This window comes from Aliamphritea spongicola, assembly GCF_017051665.1.
Lineage (GTDB): Bacteria > Pseudomonadota > Gammaproteobacteria > Pseudomonadales > Balneatricaceae > Amphritea > Amphritea spongicola.
In genome coordinates, this window is the sequence record NZ_JAFIDL010000001.1 from 1,322,730 (window position 1) to 1,335,835 (window position 13,106).

Annotated in this window: 11 protein-coding genes; 1 reads left to right on the forward strand and 10 read right to left on the reverse strand. The window is 52.2% G+C overall.

Features of this window, described 5'->3' with window-relative positions:
* Window positions 1-159 precede the first annotated feature (159 nt).
* From JYB63_RS06140 to JYB63_RS06175, 8 genes are all read right to left on the reverse strand, one after another.
* Window positions 160-477, reverse strand: a complete 318-nt coding sequence (locus JYB63_RS06140; protein WP_205656895.1) for a hypothetical protein — start codon at window positions 475-477, stop codon at window positions 160-162.
* Between the two features lie 309 nt (window positions 478-786).
* The gene (locus JYB63_RS06145; RefSeq protein WP_205656896.1) at window positions 787-1,548 is read right to left on the reverse strand and encodes an SDR family oxidoreductase; all 762 of its coding nucleotides are present in this window, start codon (window positions 1,546-1,548) and stop codon (window positions 787-789) included.
* 46 nt (window positions 1,549-1,594) lie between these two features.
* Window positions 1,595-3,496, reverse strand: a complete 1,902-nt coding sequence (locus tag JYB63_RS06150) for an AMP-binding protein (protein WP_205656897.1) — start codon at window positions 3,494-3,496, stop codon at window positions 1,595-1,597.
* A 128-nt stretch (window positions 3,497-3,624) separates the two neighbouring features.
* Entirely contained in the window at window positions 3,625-4,515 is an 891-nt protein-coding gene (gene mmsB / locus JYB63_RS06155) for a 3-hydroxyisobutyrate dehydrogenase (protein WP_205656898.1), read from the reverse strand.
* Between the two features lie 63 nt (window positions 4,516-4,578).
* Window positions 4,579-5,688 (reverse strand): enoyl-CoA hydratase/isomerase family protein, encoded by a 1,110-nt coding sequence (locus JYB63_RS06160; RefSeq protein ID WP_205656899.1) that lies wholly within the window; start codon window positions 5,686-5,688, stop codon window positions 4,579-4,581.
* Window positions 5,689-5,697: 9 nt separating this feature from the next.
* Window positions 5,698-6,474: an enoyl-CoA hydratase gene (locus JYB63_RS06165; protein ID WP_205657046.1), complete on the reverse strand. Its 777-nt coding sequence runs from the start codon at window positions 6,472-6,474 to the stop codon at window positions 5,698-5,700.
* A 31-nt stretch (window positions 6,475-6,505) separates the two neighbouring features.
* Window positions 6,506-7,663: an acyl-CoA dehydrogenase family protein gene (locus JYB63_RS06170; protein ID WP_205656900.1), complete on the reverse strand. Its 1,158-nt coding sequence runs from the start codon at window positions 7,661-7,663 to the stop codon at window positions 6,506-6,508.
* Between the two features lie 97 nt (window positions 7,664-7,760).
* Window positions 7,761-9,254, reverse strand: coding sequence for a CoA-acylating methylmalonate-semialdehyde dehydrogenase (locus JYB63_RS06175; RefSeq protein WP_205656901.1), 1,494 nt, complete (start codon window positions 9,252-9,254; stop codon window positions 7,761-7,763).
* Between the two features lie 203 nt (window positions 9,255-9,457).
* On the opposite strand from JYB63_RS06175, the gene JYB63_RS06180 reads away from it, so the two are divergent.
* The gene (locus JYB63_RS06180) at window positions 9,458-10,384 is read left to right on the forward strand and encodes an AraC family transcriptional regulator (protein WP_205656902.1); all 927 of its coding nucleotides are present in this window, start codon (window positions 9,458-9,460) and stop codon (window positions 10,382-10,384) included.
* 8 nt (window positions 10,385-10,392) lie between these two features.
* On the opposite strand, the gene JYB63_RS06185 is transcribed toward JYB63_RS06180, so the two are convergent.
* Window positions 10,393-11,334, reverse strand: coding sequence for a GGDEF domain-containing response regulator (locus JYB63_RS06185; RefSeq protein ID WP_205656903.1), 942 nt, complete (start codon window positions 11,332-11,334; stop codon window positions 10,393-10,395).
* Between the two features lie 473 nt (window positions 11,335-11,807).
* Entirely contained in the window at window positions 11,808-13,025 is a 1,218-nt protein-coding gene (nhaA, locus tag JYB63_RS06190; RefSeq protein WP_205656904.1) for a Na+/H+ antiporter NhaA, read from the reverse strand.
* Between the last annotated feature and the right edge of the window lie 81 nt (window positions 13,026-13,106).

Below are 13,106 nucleotides of genomic sequence, written 5' to 3' on the forward strand. Positions count from 1 at the left end.
ACAGCCAGTTACACAGGATCAGGTCTTTTTTTCTAGCTCACCAAAAAACCTTACCCTGTTAATTCTCATGGGCATCGTAGCTGCAAAGCAACACTTTTATCTGTCCAGCTGCAGGCATTCATTGAGCAACTTGCCACGCCTATTGTGAGTAATGTATTTTTAAATCCCATACAGTTGAATTTTTAAAACCATTAGAATTACCAATAAATAAAGAGCCGTATAAATACTAATTTCACAACACCTACCAATTATATTTTTCTGAAAACCAAGAAGAGCCCTATTCATTAAGAGAATAAATACTTTTATTCCAAAATGTAACGACAGAATCAACGAGATTAAAATAGCTGCTCTTAGTGTGTATATTGATGGATCCCCTGAGCATCCACCAGCTGTACAAGCCCCAACTCCAGCAGCAATCAAACCAAAACAACAAATTGCTGCTAGCATGCTAATAATAAAAGGCTTAATTAATTCCATATTTTTATGATATCTAGATAATAGACCTAACATTTTAATAATGATCGTGCGCGCTTTTCTGCCAAAACAGAAAACAGGCATAGCTGTAACAATTTTAATTAAAATAATTTTTAGACAGCACCGTTATTTTCTTCCGATAAAAACAAGCATGCGCGTTTTGATGACTGACTGTGCACATACATCTGCACAGCGAGATCCTTAAGGGCCCAATATGTAACTGATTTAAGGAAAAAGCAAGGGTAACAGAACGTTACGGGAGTTGTCGCTTTGCACGATAACTCCCCATCAGAGATGATAAAACAGCAGTTGTTAAATCCTTAACCCGCCATCCATTTCGATGATCCGGCCGGTGAAGAAGTCGTTTTCGATGATGTATTGTAAGGTGTGGGCCATTTCTTCCACTTCCCCTAAGCGGCGCAGAGGCACGGCTTTCACCATTCTTTCTACTGCTTCCGGCTTCATTTGTGCAGTCATATCCGTGGCAATAACGCCCGGTGCGATACCGCCTACCCGGATGCCGTGCCGGGCCAGTTCACCGGCCCAGGTGACGACCATGGTTGCCACCGAGGCTTTAGTGGCAGAGTAATTGGTCTGGCCCATATTTCCGGCACGGGATACGGAGGAAATGTTGACGATGACACCGCCCTCGCCCTGCAGCGCCATAATGGCGGCTGCTTCACGGGTACAGAGGAAAGTGCCGGTCACATTTACATCAAACACAGAGCGGAACTGATCCAGCCCCATTTTGGCCTGTAGCTCGCCGTCTTTTACTTTAATCAGCATGCCGTCACGCATCAGGCCGGCATTGTTCACCAGCCCGTGTACGCCACCACAGGCCTCTTTGATCTGTGCAAAGGTCGCTTCAACTGCCGCTTCATCGGTGATGTTGCAGACAAACCCGTGGGCGCTTCCCCCCAGGTTCTGGCACTCAGTTACCGCAGCATCCAGCACCTGAGCATCCAGATCAATCAGCGCAAGAATGCCGCCCTGCTCAGCCAGATGGCGGGCCATGGCCAGCCCCAGACCGCGGCCACCGCCGGTGATGACAAATACTCTGTCTTTTATTTGCATAACATGCGTCTCTTATCTTTCAAATTTGTCTTCAATTTACACGCGCTCAGATCATCCCCGAGCGCTGCATGATGTCGGTAATTTCCCCAAGGATGCTTTCGTCATCAATGGTGGAAGGCATTTTGTAATCCTGATTGGCAGCGATCTTACGCAGAATGGCCCGCAGGATTTTGCCGGATCGGGTTTTCGGTAACCGCTGCACTACCACCGCTTTACGGAAGCAGGCCAGTGCGCCCACCTGCTCACGCACCATTTGTACCAGTTCGGCTTCAAGCACGTCAGGGTCAATATCCACATCCCCTTTCAGGACCACCAGCCCCACCGGCAACTGGCCTTTCAGTGAATCCTGCATGCCAATCACAGCACACTCAGCCACTGCCGAATGGGCCGATACCACTTCCTCCATCTCCCCGGTGGATAACCGGTGGCCCGAGACATTAATCACATCATCCGTACGGCCAGTGATATACACATAGCCGTCATCATCTTTAAAGCCACCGTCACCGGTGTGATAGAAGCCCGGGAAGGCCGTGAGATAGGAATCGGTAAAGCGCTGGGGCTGGTTCCAGATATCCCAGGCGACACCCGGCGGCATGGGCAGGCTCACCACAATATTGCCGGTTTCATTGGCTTCAACCGGCTGACCGGCACCGTCCACTACCTGAATGTCATAACCGGGAATGGGTTTGTTCGTGGAGCCCAAACGGGAGGCGGACGGATTATCCCAGCCCATCATCGGCGAGGTCATCGGCCAGCCAGTTTCAGTCTGCCACCAGTGGTCAATTACCGGTACACCTAACAAATCATCCAGCCAGTGATAGGTGGAAGAGTCCAGCTTTTCACCGGCCACAAATAAACGCTTCAGGCTGCTGAGGTCGTACTGCTTACTCAGGGTGCCATCAGAGTCTTCCTTACGGATCGCCCGGAAGGCTGTGGGTGCGCAGAACATGGCATTCACACCATATTCGCTGATTACCCGCCAGAACGCCCCAGCATCCGGGGTGCGAATCGGCTTACCTTCATAGAATATGGCACTGCAACCGCCCATCAGCGGGCCGTAAACAATGAAGGAGTGGCCGACCACCCAACCGATGTCTGAGGCGCCCCACCAGACATCACCGGCCTGCATGCCATACACATTATGCAGGGCGTAATTCAGGGCCACCGCATGGCCGCCGTTATCCCGCACGATGCCTTTCGGTGCACCGGTAGTGCCGGAGGTGTACAGGATATACAGCGGGTCTTTACCCTGCACCGGTACACAGTCTGCCGGTTCTGCGCCCTGCTGGCAGTCATACCAGTCCAGATCCCGTTCCGGGTTCATGTCCGCCTGCAGCATTGGCCGCTGACATACCAGCGTATGCAAAGGCTTATGGGTCGCCAGATCAACCGCCTTATCCACCAGCGGTTTATATGAAATCAGCTTATCGAATTCGATACCGCAGGACGCAGTAAGAATCAGTTTCGGCCGGGCGTCATCAATACGGATCGCCAGTTCATTCGGGGCAAAACCGCCGAAGACCACCGAATGCACCGCGCCGAGCCTGGCACAGGCCAGCATAGCCACAGCGGCTTCCGGGATCATCGGCATGTAGATAACCACGGTGTCGCCTTTGCTGACGCCCAGGCCTTTCAGAGTGCCGGCAAACCGCGCGACCTGTTCATGCAACTCGCTAAAAGTGATGGCCTGTTTTACGCCGCTGGCGGGTGAATCATAGTAAAGTGCGACCTGATCACCCCGGGTTTCCAGATGCTGATCCAGCGCCAGATAACAGGAATTCAGTTCACCGTCCGGGTACCAGCGATGGCTGCCGTTAGGCAGGGCTTCAAGGGTTGTTTGTGGCGGGCTGAACCAGTTGATATTACCCGCCTGCTCCGCCCAGTAAGCTTCCGGGTTTTGCTGAGCTGCCTGATACTGCACCGCATAATCAGTTTGCTGATTTGCCATTTCTCACTCCATGAAGCCCATAGCACGCCATCGGTCAGTTCGGACCGGAAAAAGGGCTTTGTTATTTTTATTGGTAGCCAGTCCACCGGCATAGCCGGTGAACAAAACAGGTTTGTAACGCTCAGGAATTACTGATCCTGATAGAGCTTAAGCACGCTGGAAAAGTCCAGCCCGCCGTTGCCCTTGGACTTATGCAGGCTGAATAACGCCCGGGCCTGCGACCCCATCGGAATCGGTGATTCACTTTGCTGGCTCAGCCCCATGGCCAGCCCCAGATCCTTGTACATCAGATCCACCTGGAAACCGCCCTGGTAATCATTGGATGAGGGAACATTTTCCATCACCCCCGGTACCGGGTTATAGACGTTCAGCGCCCAGTTACCGCCGGAGCTCTGCTTCATGATTTCTGACAGTACTGCCGGATCAAGGCCATTTTTCATACCCATGTTCAGGGCTTCACAGGTGCCTGTCATCAGCACCGCCAGTAACATGTTGTTACAGGCTTTGGCGATCTGACCCGCGCCGTGATCACCGGCATGGAAGATGTTCTTACCCATGCATTCAAGCACAGGTTTTGCCCGGGCAAACTGTGCATCATCGCCACCGACCATGAATGCCAGCGTGCCAGCAACGGCGCCGCCTACACCGCCGGAAACCGGTGCATCAATAAAACTCAGCCCCCGTTCGGCAGCGATCGCCGCAACCTTTTTAGCCGTTGCCGCATCAATGGTAGAAGAATCGATAATCAACGCGGAGGCCGAAATCACATCAAATAACGGCGTATCACCGTTGAGATACACCGCTTCCACATGCTGCCCTGCCGGCAGCATCGAAATAACAAACTCACTGTCACGGGCGGCATCAGCTGCACTGCCCATCACATTACAACCGTGTTCAGCCGCAGCCTTTAATGCTGCTTCTGAAAGGTCAAATACCTTAACCTGATGGCCGGCCTTCGCCAGGTTAGCCGCCATCGGGCCGCCCATATTACCTAATCCAATAAATCCGATTGTTGCCATCTTTCTGTCCTCTTCTTAACCTGTCTGAACAGGCAAAACTGTCATTATTATTCTGTTTGTACGCTATGATTCTGTACCCAGACGCGCCAGCGGGTTTACTTCCCAGGGGCTGGTGAAGAACTCGTCCACCAACGCCGGGTCGACATCGGCAAGGGTTTTGAACGTCCATTGCGGCGCACCGTCTTTATCCACCAGCAGTGCCCGGACACCTTCCGGGAATTCCCGGTGCCGGCAACACTGTACCGACAGCGCCAGCTCCTGCTGAAACACTTCTTTCAGGGATAAATGCCGGCAGCGCTGCAGCTGACGGGCAATCAGATGAACCGCCAGCGGGCTGCCATGGCTGATGGCCTGCTGTGCACGCTGTAACCATTTATCGTCGGTTTCCAGTGTCTGCAGCGCAGTCACCATATCCGCGACTGAGTCCTGATCCATCAGCTGATTAATGACTTCAAAATGATCCCGTACCGGCGAATCCGCCTGCCATTCATTCAGGGAATTCTGCTCCAGCTGACGCAGCACAGAAGCTACCACCGCCTGGGCATTCCCCTGCCAGTCGGCCTCACACAGATCATCCAGCAGCTGCTGCCGGCACTCGCTGGCGATGAAGCGGTCCGCCAGCCCCAGAAACAGTGCATCAGCAGCATTCATGGAATTCCCGGTCAGGCCAAGGAATAAACCGGTGCGGCCCGGCATACGGTTAAGGAACCAGCTGCCACCCACATCCGGATACAGGCCGATGGTCACTTCCGGCATTGCCAGCCGGCTGCGCTCGGTAACCACCCGGTGACTGCAACCGTTCATCAGCCCCATACCGCCGCCCATGACAATGCCATGGCCCCAGCAAATCAGTGGTTTGCTGTAGGTATGTAACAAATAGTCCAGCCGGTATTCCTGGGTAAAGAACCGTTCCGGGAAAAACTCATCCCCGTCACCGGTCATTGATTTATACAGATTGACTACATCCCCGCCGGCACAGAAGGCTTTTTCACCGGCGCCATCCAGAAAGACGCAGACCACAGCATCATCCTGCTGCCATTGCTGTAACTGCGCCAGCATCAGCTCGATCATGTCCATTGTCAGGGCATTAAGGGAACGTTCCGCATTCAGCGTCATCTGGCCAACCTTATGGCCAGACGCAGTGGTCAGCTCGTTAAACAGTACACAACTCATCCGGTACTCCTACTTGTTCTGCCACACAGGTTTGCGCTTATCCAGAAAAGCATTCACCCCTTCACTCTGATCTTCCGTAAAGAACAGGTCGACAAAGAGTTCACGTTCAAGAATGTAACCCTGATCCCAGTGCTGGGAACGGTTGTTCTGAATCAGTTGCTTACAGGCAGCAATGGCAGTCGGGCTCTGATCGGCAACCTTTTCAGCCATTGCCAGCGCGGCTTCCAGCGCCTGGCCCTGTTCAACCACCTCTTCAACCAGCCCGATCTGCAAAGCTTTATCGGCTTTCAGCCGTTCCCCGCAAAGAATCATCCGTTTGGTCCAGCCTTCGCCAACAAGCATGGTCAGGTTCTGGGTACCGCCGGCACAGGGCAGAAGGCCAACTTTTGCTTCTGGCAGAGCCATTTGTGCCTGGGTTTCTGCAATACGGATATCACAGGCCAGCGCGACTTCCAGGCCACCACCCATGGCGAAACCGTTAATGGCAGCAATGGATACGCCGCGGAAACGGCTCAGAGTTTCAAATGCCTCGCCAAAGTAGCGGGCCATGTCCCGGGCAACGCTGCGGTCCCCTTCAGCGAAGAGCTTCAGATCCGCCCCGGCAGAAAAGAACTTTTCTCCCTGCCCGGTAATCACCAGGCTGTAAATCTGCTTATCCTGATTGAGTTCCTCCACCAGCTTTTTCAGCCCTTTCAGGCTTTCTGCTGTCCAGGTATTCGCCGGTGGATTATTCATGGTCAGCACGGCAATGTTGCCACGCTTTTCCAGCATCAGAGCATCGGTCATCATGATCTTCCTTCTGCCTTATGGATATCTGTTAAACAATTGCCGCCGCATCTTCGACTAACAGCCGGCGGGCAATAATCACATTCATTATTTCGTTGGTACCTTCAAGAATCCGGTGAACCCGATTATCTCTCACATAGCGTTCCAGCGGATATTCCTTGATATAGCCATTACCGCCGAAGATCTGCAGGGCTTCATCCGCTGCGCGGAAGCCGACATCGGTGGCAAAACGCTTGGCCATAGCACAATACGTGGTTTTATCCGGATGATCCGCATCCAGCCGGGCAGCCGCCATACGCACCATTTGCCGGGCGGCTACCAGTTCCGTACTTGCCTCCGCCAGCTTGAACTGTAATGCCTGAAAGTTCGCCAGCGGCTGGCTGAACTGTTTACGTTCATGCATGTAATCCCTGGCCTGATTCAGTGCCTGCTGGGCCGTACCTACTGAACAGGTGGCGATGTTTACCCGGCCACCATCCAGCCCGCGCATGGCAATCTTAAAGCCGTCACCGGGCTTACCGAGCATCGCCGTGGCAGAGACACGCACATCACTGAAACTGATCATGCGGGTTGGCTGACTGTTCCAGCCCATCTTGTCTTCTTTACGGCCGTACTCGATCCCTTCTGACCGGGCATCCACCACAAACGCGGATATACCGGCCGCACCTTCACCACCGGTCCGGGCCATCACTACCAGGCAGTCGCTGCTGCCGGCCCCGGAGATAAAAATCTTGCTGCCATTAAGGATGTAATCACTGCCCTCCTGCCGGGCAGTGGTTTTCAGATGGGCAGCATCGGAACCTGCATTCGGTTCTGTCAGACAATAGGACCCCAGTTTCTGGCCGGAGGTAAGATCCGGGCACCACTGCTGGCGGGTATCTTCATTGCCAAACTCGCTGATCATCCACGCCACCATGTTATGTATGGTGATATACGCCGTGGTGGATGTGCAGCCCATGGCAAGCTGTTCAAAAATAATGCTCGCATCCAGCCGGGATAATCCCAGCCCGCCCACATCTTCATGACTGTACAGGCCACAGAAACCCAGCTCACCTGCAGCCCTCAAAACATCTACCGGAAAGATCTGCTGCTGATCCCATTCACCGGCATGGGGTTGCAATTCATTCTCTGCAAAGGTTCTGGCCATTTCACTGAATGCCAGCTGATCTTCGTTTAATTCAAAATCCATTGCCTGCCCCTTTTTCTCTTACCCACTATGTCTAACACGACATTACTGCATCACTGAAAACGGCCGGTTCGCCTGTAAAGCAAACCGGCCGTCAAACTCAGCGCAGGTTGATACTGGTATTCACGCCGGTATCAATATCGTCTTCAAACCAGCGTGCGGTTACCGTCTTGGTTTCGGTATAGAAACGTACTGCCTGCTTACCGTAAGCATGCTGGTCGCCGTAGAACGACTTACGCCAGCCGGTGAACGAGAACATTGGCAGCGGCACCGGTACCGGTACGTTAATGCCAACCTGACCGACCTTGATCTCATGCTGATACTTACGGGCCGCCGCACCGGATGCCGTAAACATAGACGTGCCGTTGCCGTAAGGGTTGTTATTGATCAGCTCGATGGCTTCATCCAGAGTATCCACTTCCAGCGCGATCAGTACCGGACCGAAAATCTCTTCCGTATAAATAGACATATCGGTAGTTACGTTGCGGAACATGGTCGGACCAACCCAGTTACCGTCCGGATAGCCTTCAACCACACATTCAGAACCGTCGAGAATACATTCCGCACCGGCCTCTTTACCCTGACGGATAAAGTCGAGAATACGGGCTTTAGCCTGCGGATTGATCTGCGGGCCATATCCGGCTTCCGGATCATTCCACGCACCGGGACGTACCTTCGCCAGCGCATCCCGCACTTCCGGAATCCACTCGCGGGCTTCACCCACAAATACCGCCACAGAAATGGCCATACAACGCTGACCCGCCGCGCCTACTGAAGCACCGGCAATGTTGTTAATCACCTGCTGCTTCTGGGCATCCGGCATCACTACCATGTGGTTTTTAGCACCGGCAAACGCCTGCACACGTTTCATATGATCCGTACCGGTGCGATAAATATGCTCACCCACCGCAACCGAGCCAACAAAGGAGATCGCCGGGGTATCTTTGTGGGTCAGTAACTGATTCACCACATCCTTGGTACCGTGAACAATCTGTAACAGGCCGTCCGGCGCACCGGCTTCTTTGAACAGCTCAGCCAGACGTATTGGCGTCAGCGGGTCCTGCTCAGACGGCTTCAGTACGAAGGTGTTACCGCAGGCAATCGCCATCGGGAACATCCACAGGGGAATCATGGCCGGGAAGTTAAACGGGGTAATCCCTACACAGACACCCAGCGGCTGAGTGATGCTGTAGCAGTCAATCTTGCGGGCAACGTTTTCAACGGTTTCACCCATGCTCAGTGACGCGATGTTGCAGGCATGTTCAACTACTTCGATACCGCGCCACACATCGCCTTTGGCATCTTCAAAGGTTTTACCGGTTTCCTGTGCCAGCAGAGTAGCAATTTCGTCATGGTTCTCTTTCAGCAATGCCTGGTAACGCAGCATCAGCCGGGCACGCTCTCCTACCGGGGTTTCTTTCCAGGTTGCAAAGGCATTACGGGCTGCAGCAATCGCCTGCTCAACCTCTTCTGAAGTTGCACAGGGTACCTGCGCCAACACTTCCTGAGTAGCCGGGTTGGTTACCGGAATCCATTCACTGGCACGGCTTGAAACTAATTCGCCATTTATAAGCAGTGGGACTTGCTGAGTCATTCTGATCACCTTTGATACGTGTTCCTGGTTAATGTTTTTGCCTGTTTCATTCACACCACCAGGCAAGGGATTGATTCGATTAAAGCACAGCTCAGCAGTTGCAAGGATTGATAAAGTTGCTGACTTAATGGATTATATTGTTAACAAATAAGTATTTACCCTTATATCTTAGTCTAACCTTATCGCAACTGCCGGAGTAAGTCATGAGCACGCCTTCAAACTGGCCACTTGATACGGCAAGTATCCGCTTTGTACTGCCCCACAAAATCATCCGCATGCTCAGCGATCACCCGCTTACCTCCCAGCTGTATCCGCTGGGTGCAGGCTACTATCAGGAAGCCGCCGGCCACCGGATGCAACGGCAGGAACACGACGATAACCTGGTGATATATTGTCTGGAAGGTGCAGGTAAGCTAACCGTGAATGGCCGTACATGGCGCATAAAATCAGGGGATCTGATTATTCTTCCCCGGGGACAGGCACATCAGTATGCCTCTGATCAGCAACAACCATGGAGCATCTACTGGAGCCATTTTTCCGGCAGTGAAAGTGGTCAGTTCATTCGTCTGATCAGCGAAAAACGCAACCGGCCGGTGGTGCATCTGGGAATTCACAGCAAACTGATCAGTGATTTTCAGGCCTTACTGGATGCCCGGCAAACCCAGTATCACCTCAATACATACCTGCATGCGGCTAATCAGCTTCGCCAGATACTGACACATATTGCTGTATTATTGCCCCTTAGCCGGGGCCAGATACATGCCGCAGAAGGATTTGATCTTGAGAAGGTGCACAGCCTGATGCAGGCCCGCTTACATGAACAGCTGGACCTGGACACACTGGCCGCCAGTGTTAACTTATCGAAGTATCATTTCATTAAGAAATACAAAGAACTGACAGATACCACACCGATCAGCCACTTCATTCATCTGAAGATTGAACGGGCCTGTCAGCTGTTAGACAGCAGCCACAGGAACGTCACTGAAATCGCCCTGCAGCTGGGATATGAAGACGCCTACTATTTTTCCAGGGTTTTCAAAAAAGTGATGGGAATATCCCCCAGCCAGTACCGAAAACTACAGACCGGGGCGTGGGCATATCCGGACTTTACCGGGAACAACGCCCGGTAACCCCGGTTTCAGGCCTGCTTAGCCGTTTCTGCCTCAATATCTGCAAAGGTAGCATAACGGTTACGGCCATTACTTTTGGCGAAGTACAGGGCTTTATCTGCCTGTGATAACAGCGCCTGACTGGAATTGGGACTGAACGCACTGGTGCTGATACCGATACTCGCTGTTACATAAGGTTTAACCGATGAATAAGCATGCTCCAGCGCGGCCTGCTCAAGTGCATGGATAATATCGCTGGCGATTTTCTCCGCACCGGCCAGCTCAGTATTAGGCAATAAGATAACAAATTCCTCTCCTCCGTAGCGGGCCACGAGATCTGCCGGACGGCGCAACTGCTGTTTCAGCACGGCACCGAATTCCTTGAGGCAGACATCCCCCTGCGGATGACCGTAATTATCGTTATAAGGCTTAAACTGATCGATATCGATAAACATCACACACAGTTCGGTTTTTTCCCGTTGGTGCAGCTTCCATTCCCGCTGTAAGGACTCCTCCAGACCACGGCGATTCACCGTCTCCGTCAGCGGATCAAGGTGGGTGAGTTTCATCAACTGATGATTCGCTTCTTCCAGATCCGCTTTCATCTGCGCAATGCGCGCCATCGCCCGGATCTTGGCCCCTAATACAATCGGGTTGATCGGTTTGGTCAGGTAATCGTCGCCACCGGCATCAATGGCATCGGCCAGGTGTTGATCATCACTTTTACCGGTGAGGAAAATAATCGGAATCCAGTTGTCACCCAAATGGCGGCGAATCTGTCGTGTCAGGGTAAACCCGTCCATTTTGGGCATTTCGACATCCATCAGGATCAGATCAATGTCTACAGTATTCAGTATGGTTTTGGCTTCTTTTGCACCATTGGCAAGAAAGGGAGTATCACCCGCGTCAAGGATGATGGATTCGAGTAAATCTCTGACTAGCTTTGTATCATCTACAACTAAAATCTGCATTCAACTGCCCGGTGCAAAACAACTCAAATGATAACTTCGCGTAACACACAACGGACTGTTACTGGCACTTTCCCGTTGCCTTTACACGCCTACAATACTTTTAGCTCAGATATCGTATCTGTCATACACAACCACATAAAAAAACAGACACGTAAAACCTTTAATCCGTGAGTCCCAGCCTAATGGATACACCCCGAAAAAGCCAATAAACTGCGTGCTTCAGGGGCGGTATAGATACCAAACTGGTTACAACATATTCCTGTAACGAACATCATTACATCAGGTACAGAGCATAGTCGAATACACTACCCCGGGTTGCCCGTTGGTAAACTGTCCGGGATCAATAAACCGCCCGGACAATCCATCAAAACAGCGATAACCACTATCTGTTACAAAAAAGAAGAAAGAATTCTCAAAAAAATAATCCGTCCCTGGATTAAAAGGTGAGAAGAAACTGAAAAGCCGGTTGCAGATTAACGTCGTTGTTCAGCCAGCTTGCGCCGGCGCAGTGATGACTTGGCAACCTGGCTGCGGCGTATTGCCAGCTTAAGCACCAGAAAACCGGTAATCGCTGAGACCAGTGACGCCATCAAAATCCCCAGACGTTCATCGATCAGCATATTGATGCCGCTTTCCTCGAACGCCAGAGAGCCAATAAATAAACTCATGGTGAAGCCCACCCCGCAGAGGATTGAAACCCCGTACAAGCTTAGGAAATCCATACCTTTTGGCAGTTCCGTCCGGGTAAAACGCACCACCAGATAGCTGAACCCAAATACCCCAACCTGCATACCAACGAACAGGCCAGCTGCAATGCCCATAGTGACCGGGTGAGTCAGGGAATCCATACTGATAAACGACAGATCCAGCCCCGCATTAGCAAATGCAAACAGCGGCAAAATTATAAACGCAACCGTCGGGTGCAGGCTGTGTTCTAAATGCCTGACCGGTGAATACCGTAAATTTTTCGGATCACGCATTGGAATAAAGAACGCCAGTACCACCCCTGCCAGCGTCGCATGCACACCGGACTTCAACAGCGCCATCCAGAGCAACGTGCCGAGCAGAATATAGGCAGGAATGTCGCAGATTTTCCGGTAATTCAGAATACACAGGAAGACAATACAGACAGCCACCACCGCCAGCGCGGCCGGATCAAGGCTCTCGGTATAAAACACTGCAATAATCAGAATCGCCCCGATATCATCAATAATCGCCAGGGTAACCAGAAACAGCTTAATAGACGTCGGCACCGACTTGCCCAGCAGTGCCAGTATCCCCAGCGCAAACGCAATATCCGTTGCCGCCGGTATCGCCCAGCCTACGATAAACTCCGGCTGGGAAGAGGTAAATCCAAGATAAATCAGTGCCGGTACAAGCATGCCGCCAACGGCACCGGTAGCCGGCAAGGCAACCAGCGAGGGTTTCGCCAGCTCCCCTTCCATTATTTCCCGTTTCAGTTCCAGACCGACCAGGAAGAAAAATATGGCCATCAGGCCGTCATTAATCCACAGCAACAGTGGCTTTTCGATGGAGAAATCCCCCAGCGAAACACTGGCGATCAGATTAATCAGTAAGCCGTAATATTCCGCCAGTGGGCTGTTTGCAATCAGCAAAGCCAGTACAGTCGCCAGCATCAGTAAGACACCGCCCGCCGCTTCACGCTTCAGGAAACTACGTAATGTTGTCATTCACTCTCTCCATAGATACACGACTGTGCGACCCCGAAATTATCCATCAAAATCAACAACCATCTATCTAACATAGCCCAA

What these genes read in the sequence shown, in the direction of transcription:
- JYB63_RS06140 (WP_205656895.1), bottom strand. Translation starts at nt 477, where the DNA reads ATGGAATTAATTAAGCCTTTTATTATTAGCATGCTAGCAGCAATTTGT.
- JYB63_RS06145 (WP_205656896.1), bottom strand. Translation starts at nt 1,548, where the DNA reads ATGCAAATAAAAGACAGAGTATTTGTCATCACCGGCGGTGGCCGCGGT.
- JYB63_RS06150 (WP_205656897.1), bottom strand. Translation starts at nt 3,496, where the DNA reads ATGGCAAATCAGCAAACTGATTATGCGGTGCAGTATCAGGCAGCTCAG.
- mmsB (WP_205656898.1), bottom strand. Translation starts at nt 4,515, where the DNA reads ATGGCAACAATCGGATTTATTGGATTAGGTAATATGGGCGGCCCGATG.
- JYB63_RS06160 (WP_205656899.1), bottom strand. Translation starts at nt 5,688, where the DNA reads ATGAGTTGTGTACTGTTTAACGAGCTGACCACTGCGTCTGGCCATAAG.
- JYB63_RS06165 (WP_205657046.1), bottom strand. Translation starts at nt 6,474, where the DNA reads ATGACCGATGCTCTGATGCTGGAAAAGCGTGGCAACATTGCCGTGCTG.
- JYB63_RS06170 (WP_205656900.1), bottom strand. Translation starts at nt 7,663, where the DNA reads ATGGATTTTGAATTAAACGAAGATCAGCTGGCATTCAGTGAAATGGCC.
- JYB63_RS06175 (WP_205656901.1), bottom strand. Translation starts at nt 9,254, where the DNA reads ATGACTCAGCAAGTCCCACTGCTTATAAATGGCGAATTAGTTTCAAGC.
- JYB63_RS06180 (WP_205656902.1), top strand. Translation starts at nt 9,458, where the DNA reads ATGAGCACGCCTTCAAACTGGCCACTTGATACGGCAAGTATCCGCTTT.
- JYB63_RS06185 (WP_205656903.1), bottom strand. Translation starts at nt 11,334, where the DNA reads ATGCAGATTTTAGTTGTAGATGATACAAAGCTAGTCAGAGATTTACTC.
- nhaA (WP_205656904.1), bottom strand. Translation starts at nt 13,025, where the DNA reads ATGACAACATTACGTAGTTTCCTGAAGCGTGAAGCGGCGGGCGGTGTC.